Origin of the sequence: Streptococcus equinus (assembly GCF_049393735.1) — a bacterium.
GTDB lineage: Bacteria > Bacillota > Bacilli > Lactobacillales > Streptococcaceae > Streptococcus > Streptococcus equinus_G.
This window is the reverse complement of record NZ_CP185946.1, coordinates 859,991-880,543: the sequence shown is the minus strand read 5'-3', so window position 1 is coordinate 880,543 and position 20,553 is coordinate 859,991. Positions and strand designations below refer to the sequence as shown.

16 protein-coding genes are annotated in these 20,553 nt (G+C 37.2%); 2 read left to right on the top strand and 14 right to left on the bottom strand.

The window, feature by feature from the left end; genetic code table 11:
• Positions 1 to 26 precede the first annotated feature (26 nt).
• From ACNTMY_RS04405 to guaA, 12 genes are all read right to left on the bottom strand, one after another.
• Positions 27 to 1,352 (bottom strand): MATE family efflux transporter, encoded by a 1,326-nt coding sequence (locus tag ACNTMY_RS04405; RefSeq protein ID WP_423216792.1) that lies wholly within the window; start codon positions 1,350 to 1,352, stop codon positions 27 to 29.
• Positions 1,353 to 1,490: 138 nt separating this feature from the next.
• The gene (locus tag ACNTMY_RS04400; protein ID WP_423216791.1) at positions 1,491 to 2,126 is read right to left on the bottom strand and encodes a type II CAAX prenyl endopeptidase Rce1 family protein; all 636 of its coding nucleotides are present in this window, start codon (positions 2,124 to 2,126) and stop codon (positions 1,491 to 1,493) included.
• Positions 2,127 to 2,324: 198 nt separating this feature from the next.
• Positions 2,325 to 6,656, bottom strand: coding sequence for a glycoside hydrolase family 70 protein (locus ACNTMY_RS04395; protein WP_423216790.1), 4,332 nt, complete (start codon positions 6,654 to 6,656; stop codon positions 2,325 to 2,327).
• Between the two features lie 54 nt (positions 6,657 to 6,710).
• Entirely contained in the window at positions 6,711 to 7,607 is an 897-nt protein-coding gene (locus ACNTMY_RS04390) for a helix-turn-helix domain-containing protein (protein ID WP_423216789.1), read from the bottom strand.
• A 198-nt stretch (positions 7,608 to 7,805) separates the two neighbouring features.
• Positions 7,806 to 8,477 (bottom strand): methyltransferase family protein, encoded by a 672-nt coding sequence (locus tag ACNTMY_RS04385; protein WP_423216788.1) that lies wholly within the window; start codon positions 8,475 to 8,477, stop codon positions 7,806 to 7,808.
• A 50-nt stretch (positions 8,478 to 8,527) separates the two neighbouring features.
• Positions 8,528 to 9,271 (bottom strand): alpha/beta fold hydrolase, encoded by a 744-nt coding sequence (locus ACNTMY_RS04380; RefSeq protein ID WP_423216787.1) that lies wholly within the window; start codon positions 9,269 to 9,271, stop codon positions 8,528 to 8,530.
• A gap of 15 nt (positions 9,272 to 9,286) precedes the next feature.
• The gene (locus tag ACNTMY_RS04375) at positions 9,287 to 10,108 is read right to left on the bottom strand and encodes a type II CAAX prenyl endopeptidase Rce1 family protein (RefSeq protein ID WP_423216786.1); all 822 of its coding nucleotides are present in this window, start codon (positions 10,106 to 10,108) and stop codon (positions 9,287 to 9,289) included.
• A 125-nt stretch (positions 10,109 to 10,233) separates the two neighbouring features.
• Positions 10,234 to 10,962 (bottom strand): hypothetical protein, encoded by a 729-nt coding sequence (locus tag ACNTMY_RS04370; protein ID WP_423216785.1) that lies wholly within the window; start codon positions 10,960 to 10,962, stop codon positions 10,234 to 10,236.
• A complete protein-coding gene (locus ACNTMY_RS04365; RefSeq protein ID WP_420544021.1) occupies positions 10,959 to 11,420 on the bottom strand; it encodes a LytTR family DNA-binding domain-containing protein in 462 nt (153 codons plus the stop codon). The genes ACNTMY_RS04370 and ACNTMY_RS04365 overlap by 4 nt, the downstream gene beginning before the upstream one ends.
• 139 nt (positions 11,421 to 11,559) lie before the next feature.
• Complete coding sequence (locus ACNTMY_RS04360) at positions 11,560 to 12,060, bottom strand: GNAT family N-acetyltransferase (protein WP_423216784.1); 501 nt, start codon at positions 12,058 to 12,060, stop codon at positions 11,560 to 11,562.
• Between the two features lie 22 nt (positions 12,061 to 12,082).
• A complete protein-coding gene (locus ACNTMY_RS04355; protein ID WP_423215495.1) occupies positions 12,083 to 12,568 on the bottom strand; it encodes an NUDIX hydrolase in 486 nt (161 codons plus the stop codon).
• Positions 12,569 to 12,964: 396 nt separating this feature from the next.
• Positions 12,965 to 14,527: a glutamine-hydrolyzing GMP synthase gene (guaA, locus tag ACNTMY_RS04350; protein ID WP_024344141.1), complete on the bottom strand. Its 1,563-nt coding sequence runs from the start codon at positions 14,525 to 14,527 to the stop codon at positions 12,965 to 12,967.
• Between the two features lie 406 nt (positions 14,528 to 14,933).
• On the opposite strand from guaA, the gene ACNTMY_RS04345 reads away from it, so the two are divergent.
• Positions 14,934 to 15,428: a TVP38/TMEM64 family protein gene (locus ACNTMY_RS04345; RefSeq protein ID WP_423216783.1), complete on the top strand. Its 495-nt coding sequence runs from the start codon at positions 14,934 to 14,936 to the stop codon at positions 15,426 to 15,428.
• Positions 15,429 to 15,539: 111 nt separating this feature from the next.
• The gene (locus ACNTMY_RS04340) at positions 15,540 to 16,997 is read left to right on the top strand and encodes an alpha-amylase (protein ID WP_423216782.1); all 1,458 of its coding nucleotides are present in this window, start codon (positions 15,540 to 15,542) and stop codon (positions 16,995 to 16,997) included.
• 72 nt (positions 16,998 to 17,069) lie between these two features.
• Here ACNTMY_RS04340 and ACNTMY_RS04335 read toward each other — a convergent pair whose 3' ends face one another.
• Both ACNTMY_RS04335 and ACNTMY_RS04330 read right to left on the bottom strand, forming a co-directional pair.
• Positions 17,070 to 18,806, bottom strand: a complete 1,737-nt coding sequence (locus ACNTMY_RS04335) for an ABC transporter ATP-binding protein (protein WP_423216781.1) — start codon at positions 18,804 to 18,806, stop codon at positions 17,070 to 17,072.
• Positions 18,807 to 18,809: 3 nt separating this feature from the next.
• Positions 18,810 to 20,531 (bottom strand): ABC transporter ATP-binding protein, encoded by a 1,722-nt coding sequence (locus tag ACNTMY_RS04330; RefSeq protein ID WP_423216780.1) that lies wholly within the window; start codon positions 20,529 to 20,531, stop codon positions 18,810 to 18,812.
• Positions 20,532 to 20,553: the final 22 nt, after the last annotated feature.

The window sequence follows — 20,553 nt, the reverse complement described above, 5'->3', positions numbered from 1 at the left end:
TTTCGCAAAAAGTATCTCTAAGTTAGTTAATGAATCGTATTCATCCATTTTTTACTGCGGAACATAAAGACTGAAACGATAAAACGGAAAAGTTCTTCTTGAGAAAGGATGAAATACACCCAGACAATCGGAAGTTTTAAAACTAAACCAGTCAAAAGTCCTAGAGGCACACCAATACACCATGTCCCAATAATATCAATTATCATGATGTACTTGGTTCTACCACCACTTCTAATAATGCCTCCGCCTAAAATCATATTTTGCACTTTAACAGGTGCTAAAATCGCAAAAGCTAGCAGCAACTGCGTGCCCACTAGACTAACATCTGCACCAACATTGTACAGACCAATATAGAAACGTTCTCCCAAAATAAGAATCACAGATAAAATCAAAGAACCAACAAATCCATACAAACAAAGCCTTTTTGAATCTCGATAGGCACTTTCGTAATCGTGCTCACCAAGACGTCGACCAATCAAGATTCCCGCTGCTTGAGATAAACCTGATAAAGCTCCGATAAAAAGCCCTTGGATTGGACCAGTTAGAGACATACCAGCGAGTTCGCTCGTTCCCATATGCCCATAAATGTAAGTATTGACATTTTGCCCTAAAGTCCACAATAACTCATTAACAACAATTGGTGACAGCATGAAAATATATTGCCAAATCTCTGCTTTTGGTAGATGTAAGTCAAAAGTAAATCGACACATTTTTTGGTAAAAATAAACCATTAAGAGCAGATTCACCACTTGAGATGACAAGCTAGCAAGTGCAGCACCTTTAATCCCCATTGGACTAACTCCAAAATGCCCGAAAATCAAGGTATAGTTCAATACAGTATTGACCACAGCAGCAATCGCACTAATGTAAAGAGGATATTTTGCTCGATTTCGACAGCGCAATTGAACTGCTAACAACGAGGAAATCCCAGATAGCGGATAAACCCAAGCTAACAGTTGCACGTAAGGTCTTGCAGCGTGAATAACCCTAGTATCCTTGGTGAAGATTCCTGCCAACTCACCTGGCAACAGCAAACAAAGCCCCATAGTAAATGCTGCCAATACTAGCATCACTAAGAGATTGACAGACATGCTGGTATTAATCTTTTTCTGGTCATTTTTCCCCATGTATTGGGAAACCATGATACCCGTAACCGTGGCAATAGCTCCGCTGACAAAAGCAAAGACAAATTGCGGCTTTCCACCGACTTCTACAGCTGCTATGGCTGTCTTTCCAAGCTGTCCAACCATCAGCTGATCAATCATCGAAAACGATGACTGAAGCATCGCCTGCAGCGCTACTGGTATGGCAATCATCATTGCCTCTTTTAAAAATCCTTCTCTCTTCTTCATGAGCATTCTCCGTAAAATATGATAATTGAATTATATCGCAAGCGCTTGCATAAAGCTAGTAGTAAGTCTGCACAATTATTTTAGGCATTTAGAACATAAAAATCCCCCTAGCTATTCTAGCTAGAGGTGCTTTTTAGACTACAGCCAATGAATCAGAGTTAATATCACATCTACTCCATTTCCAAGAAGATTTCCAAGAAAATGCGCCGTCATAACAACATAAATATTTCTAGTTTTAATATAAGAAAGGCTCAACGGCAGCGCCCAAATCATAGTCAGAAAAATTCCCCACGGCGCTAACGAGTGCTCACAGGCATATAAAAACATGCTCAAAATCGTTGTAATGATGAGTGCTTTTTTGCTATCAAAAAGAATCAAATTTTTTCGATAAAATGTTTCTTCAGTAACTGCAGGAAATAAAATCGTTGAAATGGCAAACACACCTAGGGTCAGCCAAGTATCTCTTCTTAGATTAATAGTCCCAGTCTCAAGTCCAGGAAAAATACCTTCCAAAATCGTCGTAAGAATAAAAGCCAGCATAAATCCTAAAAAAGTAAGCAAGACCTGAGTCCAATACTTCTTACCACTTTTAAAACTCAAAAACCATTCTTTCAGATTAAGATCTTTAGAGATAAGAAAATAAACAAACAGCAAAATATAAAAAAAGGCATTCGCATAAACAAAATCATCTTTCGGAACAATATAGTATGAGATGATAAATAGAATCTCGATAATAAGCGGGATTCTATTTGCTTTGATGTATTTTAAAAACATATCCTTTTTCTTCTCCTAAAACTTTATATATAAGAAAATTATATAACAATATAACGAAAAATACAGCATAAAAAAGCCTGCCAAGTCTTAGTATTAGAATACTAAGACTAGCAAGCTTTCTTTATATTATGGAGTTAATGCATTTTAACGACTGTACTGACACTTAGTATTTAAATACCAAAGTTATAAAATGTGTAGTTAAGCTTCTGCTTTGGCTACAATACTAAGTTCTGAGTCATCTAACATGTCACCTGATTCGGCATCATAGTAATGTTCATTTCCGTTAACGTCTGTTGCAAAGTCGCCTTTGGTTTGAACACCGTTTTCATCAAAGTGCAATGTTTGACCATTAATTTCTTGGTCACCAGTCACCACTTGACCATTTTCGTCAAAGTAATACCAATCATTACCGTCAGCGATAAATTTATTTGTGGCAAGATCACCTGAATCTGGATCATAAAAGTGGCGATTTCCTTCTGCATCAGTCACAAAGATACCTTTAGCTTGGAGACCATCTTCAGCAAAGTAAAGTTTTTGACCATTGATAACTTGTGAACCAGTTGCCAAGTTACCATTTTCATCAGCGTAATACCAGTGGTTGTCACCTGTTGTGAAGAAACCACCAACACGTTTTTCACCTGATTTAGCATCATAGTAACTACGTGTACCGTCTTCGGTTGTTACAAAAATACCTTTGGCTTGGACACCCATTTCGTCAAAGTACAATTGTTGACCGTTGATTGTTTGGGCACCTTTAACTGCTACACCATCTTCATTGAAGTAATACCATCCGCCATTGATGAGGGCAAATTCACCGGCAACCATTGCACCTGAATCACCTTTGAAGTAACGAGTGTTACCATCTTTATCTTTGACAAGTTGACCTTTAACTTGGTTACCATTTTCATCATAGTATTGATAGCTTCCGCCGATGTTGACAAGACCACGCGCCATAACACCATCTTTACCAAAGTAACGCCAGTTAGTAACTTTCTTAGTCACACCGTCAACTGTTTCAGTTGAATCAAAGGCATAATAGTGACCACCTGCATAACAACTACCTGATTTGCCGAAGTAATATTGATTTCCGTTAGCATCTTCATAGATAGCGTCGCGAAGTTCGATACCATTTGGCAAGAAGAAGTAAGTTTCGCCATTGATTTCACGCATACCTGTCACCATGTGACCTTCTTCGTCAAAGTAATAACGATTTCCGTTGTACACGATAAATGATGATTTAGCTTGATATCCACTTGTTGAGAAGTATGTCATACCTTTACCATCATAGTAGAAACCAGTTTTGGCATCATCTGATGTCATTTGTTTTGGAAGGAAGGCACCATTTTCAGTGACTGTGAAGTAAGTGCCTGTTGCTTGGTCATTAAGAACGTAATCTGAACCTTTACCAAGAATATTTGTTCCGTTGAAGTATTCAGCTTTCCAAACTTTAATCTTAGTTGATGGGTCGATTTTTTGACCGTTAGAAATCATGACACGTTCAAAGATTGATGGGTAATTTTTTTGAAGGTATTCTAAGAATTCACCACCATACTGTGCTTGGTAGTCTTTACCACTACTTTTAGTGTTTGCGGCATATGGTTTATTCTTAATTTGAGCGCCTTCGCGTTCTTCACCGTAGTCGTTAACACGAGTTGCTGTTACGATTTCTTCACCTGGAAGAGCGTAGATTTGGTCTGGAACCCAGTCAGCAATAACTTGGATACCACGTTTGTGAAGAGCTTTGATAGCATTTCGCAAATCTTCTGCTGAACCGTATTTATTGTTTTTACTCATTGCTAAGTCATAACGGTCGCTAAAGGCATAACCATTTTGGATGATTGAGTCAAGGAATGTACCGTCAGTTGATGACACGTATTGTGGTGCCAATTCAAATGATGTAATTCCCCATGATGCAAAGAGATCAGCATTTTCAGCAATAACTTTATTAGTGTATTGTGAAGGATCTTTTACAAAGTCTTGGAAGTTTGAGAATCCTTCAAAGATAACTTGTGAATCAAGAGCTGCTGAAGTTTCGTAAGTCAATTTACCTGCTTCTTTAGCTTCTGTGCTTGGTTTCACGCGAATATCTTGGTCAGCAGCTGCACCAACTGGTACCCAAACAGTAAGGAAACCATTCATATCAACTGTTTGGAAACCTTTGATTTCATCACCTGTGAAGTAGATAAATCCATTTTCATCAACGAGTTTAGTAATATTAGTATCTGAATCGTTGAGATAAGCTTGCAAGCCATTTTCAGTTGGTGAAAGCAATGGACGGTAGTATTGACCAGCATGTGCGATACCAACTTGTACTGCAATCACATCAGAACCATTTAATTTAAGATTTGGATTGTTAGAGATGATTGTGACAATACCTGAAGTTGGAACAGATTCGTTTGTTGCTTTTTGGTCAGCAGTCATGATACCTTTACCGAAACGAACTGATGTTAAAATACCACCATTTGCTCCTGCTGGGTATTGAACGTTCATTGCTTGACCACCAGCTGCGTATTTAATACGAGATTTTAGAAGTGCAACGATTTGGTTGTAATATGGAGATTTAACTGCCATGTATTGACCATTGTCAGTGAACAAATCACCATAGTAAACACGTGGAACAGATTCCATATTTGTCAAAAGAAGAGCATAAGCTGCTGGAATATTGAAATGAGTGTATTTTTTGTGAACACTGTTCATATCAGCATTATAGATTTCAAAGGCTTTTTGCAATTCTTCAAGTGTGAATGTGAAACCATCTGTTTTCGGATTGATTTGACCAGCGATAATTGATGCGATAATACCTTGTACTTCACTATCGTGTGCACGAACGAAGGCATATGATGGCATAGTATCACCATAAGCACTATCTACCGTACGGTCAGTCATACCAAGAGAATTATGAATCAATGATTCCAAGTTTGAACGGCTACCTTCTGGACGTGTCAAAACATCAAGGAAAGCCATACGAAGACCATTGTCGATAGCAAGGGCTGCACCATTTGTATCATGGTTATAATCAGGGTCATTGAAACTCCAAGCTTCAAGAATAGAAATGTGAGCAAGAGCTTGTGCTTCTGTTTTATTAACCCCGTAAGCTGCTTCAAACAAGTCTGTATAAAGTTGAAGAAGGTCAGCATCTACGTTATCTACAGCATCAACACGAACACCATCAAAGTTAGCTTCAGCATCACCAAAGACAACTTTACCCCAGTTCATAAGGTAATAAAGTTGGTTCAATTGTTCTGCTTGAACAACTGGGTTTGAGTTATCGACGTCATTTGCAAGCAAGAAGTCATAACCACCTGTGCGGTCAGCTTTGTGGTAATTTGTTTGACCGTTTTGGTAAGTCGGTGCGCGGTTAAGAAGACGGTAATCTGAATTAGCCCATTCAGTCAAATCACTGTTAACATAAAGAAGTGCACCACCTTGCAAGTGGTCAGTGTCACGGTCTTCAGAATTCATATTCCATTTGTCTTGTGTAGCTACAAATGAAGCAATGATATCGCGTAACCAAGCAACATTACCACGACGTGCAATTTCTTGTTCAATTTTAATTTGAATAGCTTCTGCTGCAACATTCAATGTTGATTGTTTGTCAGTTGCTGAGTATTTTTTACCCATACCAAAGTATTCAGACATATGGTTAAGGTAGTTGACTTGTGTATCAACGTCAGGCCACCATGCCATTACCAATGGACGATAAGTGTCTTCTGTTGAATCAATCCATTTTTCACCATTTTCCAAAACTTTAGTAGGACGATACCAAGAATTTGCAGTCAAATACCCATCAACCAATTCAAAGCTTTTTTCTGTTGAATCGTAAGCTTGGTTATTTTTTGAGAAGTTATCGACAAGATTTGTCAAACCTTCTGTAAATGAGTAAGTTGAAGTTGATGACAAAGCACCAGTTTCAGCATCAAAGTAAAGCAATTGACCATTTACAGTGATGGCGAAGTTTTTCTTAATAGTACCATCTTCTTGAACATAGTAATATTTACCATCAATTTTTTTGATGTTGTCCAAACTCAATTGTTCATCTTCAGCTTTTTGAGTTTCATCTTCAGCTGCTTTTGTTGTTTTGTCATCACGAACATCAGTTTCAGATGTTTTTTGACTGTCGTCTGCAACATCTTCAACATCAGTTGTTTCTGATTGTTCAGTTGATTCAGCTTCTGTTTGAGTTTCTTCTGTTGAAGTTTCTGTAGTTTCTGCTTTTTCTACTGAACTTTCAGTTGTTTCTTGAGTAGCATCTTCAGTTGTAGTTTCAGTATTTGGCTCTTCTTTTACTGTTGAACTAGCTTCTGTTGATGACTCTTGAGTGTCGACAGCTGTGCTACTTGTTTGAGTTTGACTACTGCTTGTTCTTGGCATGTCACTTCCTCTTGTGACAGCATACTCATCGGCAGATACTTGTTGTGTTGAGCTAGCAACTCCCACGCCTACTCCTGCAACAAGTGCCAAACTTGTAACGGCAATAGTTACCCATTGCTTTTTAACTTTGTGTAGCTTATAGCGAATCTTTTTTTCCATAAATCCTCCTAAATAAATTCCATAAAAAGATTACAGCTATTAGTTTACTCAAAATTATAAATGGGTTAATTCTTTTTGCATATGTGATGTTTCTGGTTTTAATTGTGAAATTCTATCTAGCATTTGCTGAGCAATGCTGTGGCAATCCAAAAAAATCATGACTTCAGCGCATTTTTCCATGACCTGCAAACCTGATAAATTACCAGTTTTGAACAAGTAATAACCACGACAATATTTTATGGCATTTCGCATGAATAAATCTGTTTCATTCTGTTTTAAATTATCAGCGTAATTTAACAGCTTGAAAGCCAGTGAAAAGTGACTTCTTTCAATACAAACGTTAATGATATTGAATAACATTTGGTTCACCAAATGTCGATTTTCTGGGATTTCTTGATAAAACTGCGTTCTGCTAATCATCTCGCAAGCAAAAGTTTCCACCATACTGTTAGTCATCAAAGAAGCGCCGTAAGTGAATAGCCATAGTTCATAACGCCCCCATTCATCAACAGAAAACAGATAATCAACCAAAAATTGGACATCTTTTTTAGCAACCTTTTCTTGTTGATTACATTGATAAATCAGCGCTCTGACAATAATCGTATTGAGTTTATAAAATTTTTGACTTGGAAAAATTGCTTCTAGCTGATGACATTTAACCAAATAATGTTTCAAAGTCAGTATATTTTTTTCAAGATAGGCTTTAGCTACCTCGTCTTGAAAAAGGAGTTTTTGATTTTGTGAGTAATTGCGACAAACGCACTGAAATTCGGCAATAGAGACATTCATATTCTCTAAGCAGTGATAAAGTGTATCAGCGTTTATGTTGCTTACACCACGCTCAAAGCGCGACAATTGTGCAATCGAAATAACTTCCCCGGCTATTTCCTTTTGCGATAAACCTTTTGACTCCCTTAAAAGTTTAAAGCATTTTCCTAAATTGTTTTCCATGTTGTATCCCTTTCCCATAAAAATAGAACAGTAACTATATTACTCCATTTTTTGAATTGTGAAAAGTAATTTTTGGATATTTTCAAGAAAATTTCAGAAAAATTCAATTATCATTCGGAATTTGCAGCTTTGCAAAGTCTTACTTTGATTAATCAAACGACTTTTGGTTATTAAAAAAGCCATTTCAAAAGAAATGACTTACCAAATAAATGGAAACAATCTGTACGGAACTTTTTTCTCATACGCCAAATAGCCATCTAAATCTTTTTCTAGCACTGTTTCTTCATTGCGAATGCGCTTGATGATTAGCGGAAGGTAGCAAAGTAAAACGATAAAAGAAAGCCATGACCCTAAAACTAATCCCATTGATAAAAATAAAAATAGAGTTGCCGTATACATTGGGTGGCGAATCACACCATACAAACCTGTATCAATCACCTTCTGCCCTTCTTCTACGCCGATTGTCCGAGCAAGATAAGTATTTTCACGCAAAACCTCAGCATACATGCAATAAGCTAACAGAAAAATAACTGCTGCAATATAACTGATACTAGGTGATAAGCGTAGCCAATGAAAACGAAAACTAAAGCCAGCTGACAAGAAAGCCGCTATAAACATCAACGCGCTGAACTTAATTACCTGCTGCTGCTCTTTCTCACTTTCTTTAGCATTAAGACGCTTTTTAAGCAATTCTGGACTAAAAATCATCATGACAAGCCCTGCCAAGAACATCGGAATAAAAAGAATCGCTAACAAAAGCCAAGCATTCCAATACTTTAAGGTTCCAGCAGGCAAAAATAAGAGTAAAAAGACCAGTAAAAATCCTAATAAAAATTTCGCAATAGCTTGAATAAAGAGTTTTTTTGACATCTGACAACTCCTTTTTTACAGTTATTCTTACAGTATCATTATAGCATGATTTAATTGCTCATAAATGCTTCTAACTCTTCGATGTAAGCCTTAGTATTAGCTGAAAAATAACCACAATGAGGATACCCTTCTCGGATAATCACATCAACTTTTGGCAAATATTTTTTAAAAGCTTTTTTCGAAATACCTAAATCAAAATCTTTTTCGCCATACTCCAAATGAAGTTTTGCTTGTTGTTCATCTGTCAAAACATGCAAATCGTAGTGGCAACAAGCATGGCAGATTGCATCGATTTCTTGATGCGATATTCTCTCAAAATTTTTAGTCATTAATTCTGCTAAATCCTTGCCGTACCACTTAACGAGACTTTGTGAGGCAGATTCTTTTGATTTTTGGAGCATTCTCTTTTTAATTCTAAAAAGCACGCGCGTGAAAACTTCTGTCAACCAAGCATTTTTCTTCAAAGCTACTCCATCGAACCAAGCGTGCTCAACATTAAAAGACTTATCCATGAAAAGACGCCATCCAAGCGCTACGCCCAGCGAAGCACCATAAACCAATTTGATATTAAAATACTTTTTTTCTTCCAAGTAAGCTTTCAACTGCCTGTATTCATCATCGACACTGATGTATTTTCCAGCTTGTCCGTGACCACCTTGATCAGGTGCAATAATACAATACTCACCCTTAAGATAAGGTTTTACAAGATGATAAAGGTTCTCTCCAGAAATCATCATCGGTGCCAAAAGAATAATTTTAGGTTGTGAAGAATCACCAAATTCATGAAAATACATAAAAATCTCCTTAAGCTAAAACGGTAAACCGAACAAACAAAATCTCATAAAATCAACTGCCCCATGTGCAATCATTGCTGAACTAATATCACGCTTTCTCTGCAGCATCGCAAAAACAAGACCAAAGACTAACAAATATAAAATTGTCGTTATCACCCACTCAATCAAACCAGACAAGAAACCATTTTTAAAACAATCCACAGTGTGCGGCAAAATATGTGGAATAGTCATCATCACATAAATCGTAAATGTCTGCCATTTTGTCTGTACTCGACCACAAAGCTCGATTAAGCAGAAAGCATAGAAAACCGTACGATAGGCAATTTCTTCAATTATCGCCGGACTCAGCGACAACACAAATGCTTTTAAAACATTTGCAGGCTGAAGTTGATTACTACTTACCATCAATAAATAATTGATAGCACCCCAGATTAAGCCAAATAGTATTCCAATACTAATACTTTTTAAAATACCATTTTTTGAAAATTCTTTAAACCATTTCAAAGCGCTATTTGGAAATCGTTCAAAAGTGACATTCACTGCGCAAATCGATAAAAAGACAAGACCAATATTAAAAATTGACAAGGGATTCAAATGAATTATTTCTGACACTGCGTAAATCCCGCTTAGAACCACAGCCACTAGCAAACTATTTTGTTTTGGGAAACGATACTTATAAAGAATAAAAGCATCAATCCCTAAAACATAAATTTCTAAAAGTAACCAAACAAGTTGTTTTTGTTCTAGTATGACACTACCAAGCCAAAACAAGGCCAAATAAATGATAAAAGACAACCAAACGAAACCTAATTTAACATTTTCACGATTATTTTCCATCACGACTCTTTCTATTTTTTAGTATTTCATTAAATTTTCAAAACATTTTTATTATACGTCACCCAAAAAAGCATTTCAAGAGAAAATCAAAAAGCCCCAAAGAAATTCTTCAGAGCTCTCATCTTTTACTCAAAATAAATATCAACTGTTCCTAAACCGTTATCGATATCAAGTTTCAATAATGGTGAGTTGGCGTCCGTTGATGACGTTCCATGTGTATTAACACTACCAAGACCGTTGTCAATATTTTGCACAACTCTAAATTCTTTTGGTACATAAAGTTGAAGTCTACCTAAGCCATTATCGATATCAATAGTTGCACCTTCTGAGTCCAGTGTTGTTCCATTAAGATAAACTGTTAAACTACCTAAACCATTTTCAATTTCACCATATCTTAAGTCGTTAACAGACATATAAGCCGTTCTTTCAGCAAGACTATTTTCTATGCTAAAAGTCCCGTCAACATCCGAATACTCTTTAGTACTTGAAGCGTATTTACCTCCAAAATAATGCCTAACACTTGATTGCTTACCAAAGCCAAAAACCAACGATAAGCCAATCCCTATCAAAACTGAGACCAAAATAATGATAAACGGTGAAACCATGCTAGTACCAAGCCAATCAGAGAACAAGCAAGCAATAATTCCAAGAGGGACTGTCACACCTAAAAAATTCTTTTTAAGAAAACCACTAAATACCATAATATAAAGCATTACGGCAGTTAAAATAAGTTTCATCGTGTACTTCATCACTGGAAATTCTGTAAAGAGTCCCATTTTATTAAGCAACAACATTACTGCAAAGGTGATTAATAAAAGCCCTGTGATAACTGAATTAATTCTGTATTTTTTCATCTCTTTAACCTCTTTTCATCCATAATTTCAATAAGCAATTTAATATAATTTCTTGAAGCGTAAGCCTTTTTATTAGAATTTCCAAATGAGATTTCACTTGCTCCCGTAATGTTTTTCTTTATACCAGAAATACGTATTGTATTTACAATAGTCGAACGTGAAACTCTGATAAAATCCCGCGGAAGAAGCTCTTCTAGCTCATAAAGTTTTCGCCTGGTTCTGTAAATATCCTTTTCTGTATGAATCAGGATATAATTGCCATCAGATTCCATAAAAATGATTGCTCTAAGCTCCAAAAAATGCTCAACATCATCTTGAAACGCTGAAATGCGTAAATCGCTCGACGATTTGCCAATCAAGCTTTTTTGAAGCTCTAATATATCATCTGTCAATTCTTTACAATGAATGGTTATGTAATCCTGCTCCAAAGAATCATCCACATCAATAGTAATTTTCAATCCCCTAACCCTCCTTTTGATTATAGTAAACCATACTCAACATTAATTCGCAATAGTTTGGGATAAGAGGTAAAAATGACGTGATAAGTGGTGCGGAATTTATCTAATAAAAAAGCCAGCTAAAGAGCCAGCTTGCTTATTAAATAATTTTTTCGTAGGCTAAGCGTGGATAATCATCCTCTTCTACATAGATAGTACCACAATATGAAAATCCTAATTTCTGCAAAAGTCTTTGCATGATAACATTATCTTGATGTGTATCAATACGAAGATGCCCACTTTGATTAAGTGCCCAATTAATACAAAAAGTACCGATACCTTTTTCTGAACTATCCCCAGCTAATCGGTGAATGACGCCGTACCTGTTCTCTCCAATCCACTGCCCATCTGAAATGACCTGATAAGTTGGTTCAATGTCTTCTCCATAAACGTAAACAAAAGTTCCTACAACTCGTCCCCCATCGTTTACACAAACGTAACTTCTACCATTTTTTATGTCATCACAGATTAAATCTTTCGGTGGCCAATTCGTAGGCCCCCACTGATTGGGATTTCCATTTTTAGCCATAAATTCTCTCGCACTGGCATACAATTCCATAAGACGTACTAAATCTTTTTCTTCTGTTTTTCGTATTCTCATCTTTTCTCCATGTGATAAAGTTTTAGCGCAAATCCTCAATAAAATTTTGTATTCGTTGCGTGGTTAATTCGTCTCTAGACATCTGACGTAATTCATCTGAAGTAGCCCATTTGAAAGCTGATGTTTCCCCATCTTGTAAAACAATATCATTCTTATCAATGTCTGTTAGACATAGATACTCAACATAATAAGTCTGATAGTCTTTATGTAAAATTCGACCGACTTCAATAAAATCATCTGATGAAATACCTGTTTCTTCATACAATTCTCGCTTTGCACAATCCAGAGGACTCTCGCCTTGAAGAGCTGAACCACCTGCAGTTGCTTCCCACATGCCACCAAAATTTTTCCGATCATCCCTTTGTGTCAGCAGAAATGTTCCATCTTGATGTCTAACGATAATCTCACTAACCAAATGATAAATTCCATTTGGAATCTTCTCCCCACGAATCAAAGTTTGACCATCAATAATATTCAAATGCGCATCATAAGCATCCCACAGTTCCATCTCACCACTCCTTTAAAAAGCGAAAATAAAAAGTACAAAATCGTTAAAACATTATATCATACAAGAAAATTTTATGCAGTGAAAAACATAAAAACCACCTAGAAGTTTTACTTCTAAATGCTTTTATCATTTAAACCTCCTGCAGTTCGTGGCTAGCTAATCGTTCCGTCTTTTTCACTCCTCGCTCTTAGGCCACTATTGCAGGGGTAATGCATCAGTTCTCGTGTACTTGGATTTTTAAACTAAAAAAGCTAGTCTAATCTGACTAGCTTTCTTTATCTCCAGCGGTTCGCTGTTACCTCATCACATCGTCGCTTCCGCTCCTTGCTCTGAGACAGCTATCGCAGGGGTAGCACTAAAGATTTTTATTGCGACTTTGTCGCTAAAAATCTAGTACTACTCCCACTCAACCGTTGCTGGTGGTTTACTTGTAATATCGTAGACGATGCGGTTAACGTGGTCAACTTCATTTACGATACGTACTGAGATTTTTTGAAGGACATCCCATGGGATGCGAGCAAAGTCTGCAGTCATACCGTCAATTGATGTGATAGCACGGATAGCGATTGTGTAATCGTAAGTACGTCCGTCACCCATAACACCAACTGAACGAACACCTGTGTTAACTGTGAAGTATTGCCAGATATCACGGTCAAGACCTGCTTTAGCAATTTCTTCACGAAGAATAGCATCAGATTCACGAACAGTTTCAAGACGTTCTGCTGTGATTTCACCCATAACACGGATAGCAAGACCTGGTCCTGGGAATGGTTGGCGCCAAACGATTTCATCTGGCATACCAAGAGCTGTACCAAGAGCACGAACTTCGTCTTTGAAAAGTGTGTTAAGTGGTTCAATCAATTCAAATTGCATGTCTTCTGGAAGACCACCAACGTTGTGGTGTGATTTGATTGTTTGTGCTGTATCAGTACCTGATTCGATAACGTCTGTGTAAAGAGTACCTTGTGCTAAGAAGTCAACACCTTTAAGTTTGCTTGCTTCGTCGTCAAATACACTGACAAATTCATTACCGATGATTTTACGTTTTTTCTCTGGATCATCAACGCCAGCAAGAAGGTCTAAGAAACGTTTTGAAGCATCAACACGAATGATGTTCAAACCGAATTTACCACCAAGCATGTTCATAACTTGGTCACCTTCTCCTTTACGAAGAAGACCGTGGTCAACAAAGATACATGTCAATTGATCACCGATAGCGCGTTGCAAAAGAACACCTACAACTGATGAGTCAACACCACCTGAAAGTCCAAGAAGAACTTTACGGTCACCAACTTTTTGACGGATTTCATTAATTTGCAAATCAATGAAGTTATCCATTGACCAATCGCCTTTAGCACCACAGATTCGGAAAGCAAAGTTACGTAAAATATCGTTACCATATACTGAGTGGCGAACTTCTGGGTGGAATTGGATACCGTAGATGTTTTTCTCAGTATTTTCAATTGCTGCGTAAGGGCAATCGGCAGAGTCCCCAACCAAGTGGAAGCCTGCAGGAATTTCAGTAACGGCGTCACCGTGGCTCATCAAAACAGTTTGCTCTTCTGGTGTTTCAGCAAAAAGTTCTGATTTTGCTTTCAAGCGAAGTGTTGATTGGCCATACTCACTGTGACCAGTTTGTCCAGCAGGGACAACTTTACCACCGAGTTTATCAGTCAACAATTGCATACCATAGCAGATACCAAGAATTGGAATACCCAATTCAAAAATTTCTTCGTCAATGCCAAAAGCATTATCAGCATAAACTGAATTTGGACCACCTGAAAGTACGATACCAATTGGGTTGATTTCACGAACTTCGTCTGCTGTGATTTTGTGGCTTCGTAATTCTGAGAAGACACCGAACTCACGAATACGACGAGCAATCAATTGGTTGTACTGGCTACCATAGTCAAGAACAATGATTTTTTGAACATCGTTCAAAGTAGAATTGTCAGTCATTATTACCCTTTCTATTAACGTCAGCCCCTTTGGCTAACAGTATTCACTTTAATTGTAGCATAAATTTACACATTTGGCAGTAGATTTTAGGCATCTTATTAAAATTTAAAGCACAAAAAGCAAGTGACCGGGAAAACCACTTGCTTAGGAGTTATATGAAAAGTTTTTAGGATGATTATATTATATGATTTTTCATTTTCATCTTCATCCGTCTTAAGACCTATTTTGAAAAAATCATTAGCATATCTTTAGAAAAAGTTTTACAATAATATCATGAAAAATAGATTGGAGATGGCGCTTTCTGTTTCAACATTATAAACTTATTCAAAAGCTAATTCATATTTTGTCAGCAGCTATTTTTATCATATCATGTGTCTGTATTTTCTGGCTTTATCAGCACGGCTATTTGACTAACCAAGAAAAAATACAAATGCTTATCGGTCAAGACAAAGTTTGGGGCGCAATTTTCTTTACTGTTTTTCAGATGATGCAAGTCGTCGTCCCTATTGTTCCTGCTAGCTTGACCATGATGCTTGCCGTTATGACATTCCACCCCGTAATTGGTGTTTTAACAAGTTGCATTGGTATTATCCTAGGATCAACAATCTTATTCTTACTCACTCGTTGGTACGGCAAACGCTTCTGTCTTCTCTTTATTAAAGAAAGCACACTAAAAAAATACGAAGATTTAATCGAACAACATAAGTCATTTACAGTAATCTTTATTATTGGTATGACATTGCCTTTTGCGCCAGCAGATTTACTTGTCATGTTAGCAGCTTTGAGTAATATGTCACTCAAAACATTTTCAAAAATCATTGTCATCTGCAAACCTATTTCAATCATTGGCCACATTCTACTTCTTTTTTATGGTGGTGAATGGTTTTTACATATTATGTAAAAGTCTGAGAAAAATCTCAGGCTTATTTTATTTTTTTGTGGCGCAAACGTTTGCATAATTTCCTTTTTTTGGTAAAATGATAGAAAGAACTTTCCTTTTGAGGTGTTTTTAATGACAAATGAAACTTTAATGCAATACTTTGAATGGTATCTGCCAAACGACGGTAAACACTGGAAGCGATTAGCGGCTGATGCTCCTACACTTGCTCAAAAAGGTATCACAAAAATTTGGATGCCCCCAGCGTTTAAGGCTACGCATGATGGCGACGTTGGTTATGGCGTCTATGACCTTTTTGACCTCGGTGAATTTGACCAAAAAGGGACTATCCGAACAAAATACGGAACAAAAGCTGACTATCTACATGCAATTTCTGCTTTAAAAGAAAATCATATTGCGCCTTTAGCTGATGTTGTCTTAAATCACAAAGCTGCTGCTGACCATACTGAAACTTTTTCCGTTGTCGAAGTTGCCCCCGATGACCGTACAAAAATCATCAGTAAACCTTTTGACATTGAAGGCTGGACAAACTTCACTTTTGATGGTCGACATAAAGCTTACAATGATTTTGAATGGCATTGGTACCACTTTACTGGAACGGATTATGATGTAAAAACTGGTAAAAACGGTATTTTCCAAATTCAGGGTGACAACAAAGGCTGGGCAAATCAAGATTTGGTTGATGGCGAAAATGGCAATTACGACTATCTTATGTATGCTGACCTTGATTTTAAACACCCAGAAGTTATCAAAAATATCTATGACTGGGCAGAATGGTTCGTCAAAACAACAGGGGTTTGTGGTTTTCGCTTGGATGCTATCAAACACATCGATTCATTCTTTATGAGCAATTTCATCCGCGATATGAAGGAAAAATACGGTAAAGACTTTTATGTTTTTGGCGAATTCTGGAATGGTGATGAAAAAATTAACAATGACTACCTCGCAACGACTGGACACCGCTTTGACCTAATCGACGTTCGACTCCACCAAAATCTTTTTGAAGCAAGCAAAGAAAAAGCTTATTACGACTTGCGACAAATTTTTAATCATACTTTGGTGAAAAATCAGCCTAACTCTGCTGTTACTTTCGTTGACAATCATGATACCCAACGAGGGCAAGCACTTGAATCTACAATTGAAGAATGGTTTAAGCCTGCAGCTTACGCTCTCATCTTACTTCGCCAAACTGGTCTTCCATGCATCTTCTACGGTGACTACTACGGCATTTCAGGTGAATTTGCGAAACAAAACTTTCAAGATGATATTGATAAATTACTTTTCTTAAGACAAACGGCTGTTTATGGTAAAGAAATGAACTATTTTGACAATCCAAATTGTGTTGGTTGGACTTATCTTGGAAATGAAGAGCATCCTACTTCTCTTGCTGTTTTAATCAACAACGCTCATTCTACAGCAAAACGAATGTTTGTTGGCAAAAAATGGGCAGGAAAAACTTTTACAGATTATCTCGGAAATCAAACTGCTACTATCACTATCGACGAAGAAGGTTACGGCAGTTTTCCAGTTGGCGCAGAATCTGTCTCTGCTTATATTCCACAAGATCAATAAAATCTTATAAAACAAAAAAACGATTAGACTTTAAATCTAATCGTTTTTACATAATTATTTTTATGTATTAGATCATCCAGCTTGTGCTGTTTGCATTTGATAGTAGACACCTTGTTTTGCCATTAATTCTGCGTGTGTGCCATGTTCAACAATATCTCCATCAACCATAACTAGAATACAGTCAGCTGATTGGATAGTTGATAAGCGGTGAGCAATGATAAAGCTTGTACGGCCTTGCATCAATTTTTCGAAGGCTTCTTGAACTAGCACTTCTGTACGTGTATCAATAGATGACGTTGCTTCATCAAGTATCAAAATTTTTGGTAATTTCACAAAAATACGTGCAATCGTCAAAAGCTGACGTTGTCCTTGAGATAGTGAAGCTCCAGCATCAGCAAGATATGTGTCATAGCCATTTGGTAATTGACGGATGAAGAAATCTGCGTTAGCTGCTTTTGCTGCTTGGATAACTTCTTCTCGTGTTGCTTGAGGATTACCATAAGCAATATTGTCATGGATTGTTCCAACTTTTAGCCAAGTCTCCTGCAGAACCATACCAATTTGCTTGCGAAGTTCCTCAACAGAATAATCAGCCATCGATACACCATCCAAATAAATGGCTCCACTATTTACTTCATAAAAACGCATCAAGAGATTAATCAACGTTGATTTTCCTGCTCCTGTCGGACCTACAATAGCCACTTTTGAAGCTGCTGGAATAGACAAACTCAAGTGATTAATCAATGTTTTCTGAGGAGTGTAACCAAATGACACGTCTTTAAATTCAATTTGTCCTTGAATCTTGTCCTCATCAAGCTGTGCGGTCACTGGAAGTGGCTCATTTTCTTCGTCCAAAATAGCATACAGCCGATCTGCACAGGCGATAGCTCCTTGTAATTCTGACAAGACTGATGAAATATCATTGAAAGGTTTAGTATATTGGTTAACATAGTTTAAAAATGTTGTTAACTGACCAACCGTAAAGGCACCTGACATGATGCGCAACGCTCCCACTCCTGCAAGCAACGCATAAATCAAGCTATTGATAAAACGCGTTGAAGGATTGACGGTTGATGAGTAGAAAATTGCACCTTGTGAATAATCTGCGTAGGTATCATTGATTTCAGTGAAAGTATCAATCGCTGCTTCTTGTGCGTTAAAGACATGCAATAAGCTCTCTTGACGAATCATCTCTTCGATATATTGTGTCTGACGACCACGAGATTTGGTTTGCTTTTGGTAAAGGTGATAACTCTTATTAGCAATAAATCGTGCCAAGAAAAGAGAAAGTGGTGTTAAAACCAATACCAAACCAAGCATCAGAAGATCAATATCAGCCATCGTAATAATGGTAATGATAATGGTCAAAACACCAATGAAAAACTGATTGAAGACCATCAAAAGACCATTACTTAATTGCTCTGCATCAGTCGTCACACGACTAACCAAATCTCCAGAGCTTTTCTTATCAAGGTAAGCAATCGGCATTTGATTTAATTTTTCCATCACTCTTTGGCGCAAACCGTAAATGTAACCAAAGGTTAAACGATTGTAAATCAAAGGATTAAGCCATTGAATTAAGGTATTAAGCGCGACAACGATAATCATTTTCAAGATGATTGGTAAAATCAAAGTCAGTGATTTTGGAGAAAGAACGACATCGACTGCGTTACCAATCAAAACAGGAAGGTAAACAGTCAATGCGACTTGGGCAATCGTACCAAGCGTTGCTCCAATAACAAGTCCTTTTTGAGAAAAGAGGTCTTTAAACAAGCGACGAGTTGTAGTTGATTGATTTCTTGCTTTCATGCTCTAGACCTCCTCTTTTTGGTGTTGCGAATAGTGAATTGCTCGATAAACATCGTTGTCAGCTAACAATTCTTCATGACTTGCAAAACCAAGTTGTTGTCCTTTATCTAAAAGCAAAATGTTATCAGCTGCTTTTAGACTATTAGTACGTTGTGAAATCAAAATAAGCGTCACATCACTGAGGTTTTCATGAATAGCAGACAACAGCTTTGCTTCTGTCAAATAATCAAGTGCTGAAGTTGAGTCATCTAAAATCAATAGTGGAGCTTTTTGAACCAAAGCACGCGCAATCGTCAAACGTTGACGCTGCCCGCCAGAAAAATTGCGCCCAAAAGCTTCAACCACTGCATCCAACTGCCCTTCTTTTTCTGAAACAAAATCACTCGCTTGCGCAATATCCAAAGCACGCCAAAGCTCATCATCACTGACTTCACGAGTGATTCCTAACATCAAGTTAGAACGAATTGTTCCTTGGAAAAGCTCTGCTTTTTGCGGCACGACATTAACCCAAGAACGCCACTGACCAAGTGTTTTAGGAGATTTATGATTTTGGAAAATAGCTAAGCTACCAGCTTGTGGTGTATAAAGGTGTACAAGTAAATCAACCAAGGTAGATTTCCCTGAACCTGTTCCACCGATAACGCCTAAAAAGTCACCAGGATTTAATTTAAAATCAATATGTGACAATGATGGCTCTGCTGCTGTTGGGTAAGTAAAACTCATATCATCAACACAAACCGCATAATCAGATGACACTCGCTCTAAATCCATCGCTAAATCTTCAGACTCTTTCTCAAAAACTTCAGTAATACGTTTTGCACTGATGAACGATTGATTCAAAGATGTCACAAGCATCGTCATCTTAAGCAACTCTGTCAGAATTTGTAAAAGATAATTAACCAGGGCAATTAACATCCCTTGAGATAACAAACCTTTTCCAATTTGAAGATTTCCTTGCCAGATAACTAGGATAAGCGTGCTATTAACAACAAGATAGGTTAGCGGCGTTACTAGACTTGATAGACGCCCTGCTTTTAACTGCAAATCTGTATAATCTTGGTTGGCAACAGCAAATTCTTTTTCCTCTTTATCAACTTGACCAAAGGCACGAATGACGCGAACACCTTCTAATTGTTGGCGAGTCATATTAACAATTTTATCCGTTGCCTGACGAATCTTAGCATAAATTGGATTCAATAGATGTGACATGGCAAAAACAATAGCAAACAAAATCACAACCATAACTAAAAAGTCAATGGTCATCTTTGGACTGATGTTAAATGCCATAACGATAGCACCAAAAACAATAATCGGTGCTCGTAAAAACAAACGCAAGAACTGATTAATTCCAGTTTGAATCTGATAGGTATCACTAGTTAGACGCGTCACCAAACTTGATGTTGTCAACTTATCTCGGTCTTCTTTACTCAAGCCCATGATTTTTTTGAACAAATCCTTTATCAGTTGACGAGTGTAGCCAACTGCGGCCTTTGAAGAAAAATATTGTGCAGTAAGTGCAACAATGACACCAATAATCGCAAACAAGAACAAAAGTCCAATCATCAAAACAAGACTGCCTTTATTCTCACTTGGAATGATTGTATCAACAATCCTTGCAATAATAATTGGGACTAATAGTTCTAAAGATGCTTCAAACAATTTGAAAAGGGGACCTAGGATTGTCTCCTTAAGGTACCCTTTAAAATAACGACTTAATTCTCTCATACTTCTATCTCTAAACCTTACT

Coding starts and splice junctions, on each gene's coding strand:
- ACNTMY_RS04380 (WP_423216787.1), bottom strand. CDS start 9,271: ATGTATTTTCATGAATTTGGTGATTCTTCACAACCTAAAATTATTCTT.
- ACNTMY_RS04375 (WP_423216786.1), bottom strand. CDS start 10,108: ATGGAAAATAATCGTGAAAATGTTAAATTAGGTTTCGTTTGGTTGTCT.
- ACNTMY_RS04355 (WP_423215495.1), bottom strand. CDS start 12,568: ATGGAACTGTGGGATGCTTATGATGCGCATTTGAATATTATTGATGGT.
- ACNTMY_RS04390 (WP_423216789.1), bottom strand. CDS start 7,607: ATGGAAAACAATTTAGGAAAATGCTTTAAACTTTTAAGGGAGTCAAAA.
- ACNTMY_RS04360 (WP_423216784.1), bottom strand. CDS start 12,060: ATGAGAATACGAAAAACAGAAGAAAAAGATTTAGTACGTCTTATGGAA.
- guaA (WP_024344141.1), bottom strand. CDS start 14,527: ATGACTGACAATTCTACTTTGAACGATGTTCAAAAAATCATTGTTCTT.
- ACNTMY_RS04370 (WP_423216785.1), bottom strand. CDS start 10,962: ATGAAAAAATACAGAATTAATTCAGTTATCACAGGGCTTTTATTAATC.
- ACNTMY_RS04395 (WP_423216790.1), bottom strand. CDS start 6,656: ATGGAAAAAAAGATTCGCTATAAGCTACACAAAGTTAAAAAGCAATGG.
- ACNTMY_RS04385 (WP_423216788.1), bottom strand. CDS start 8,477: ATGTCAAAAAAACTCTTTATTCAAGCTATTGCGAAATTTTTATTAGGA.
- ACNTMY_RS04400 (WP_423216791.1), bottom strand. CDS start 2,126: ATGTTTTTAAAATACATCAAAGCAAATAGAATCCCGCTTATTATCGAG.
- ACNTMY_RS04340 (WP_423216782.1), top strand. CDS start 15,540: ATGACAAATGAAACTTTAATGCAATACTTTGAATGGTATCTGCCAAAC.
- ACNTMY_RS04335 (WP_423216781.1), bottom strand. CDS start 18,806: ATGAAAGCAAGAAATCAATCAACTACAACTCGTCGCTTGTTTAAAGAC.
- ACNTMY_RS04330 (WP_423216780.1), bottom strand. CDS start 20,531: ATGAGAGAATTAAGTCGTTATTTTAAAGGGTACCTTAAGGAGACAATC.
- ACNTMY_RS04405 (WP_423216792.1), bottom strand. CDS start 1,352: ATGAAGAAGAGAGAAGGATTTTTAAAAGAGGCAATGATGATTGCCATA.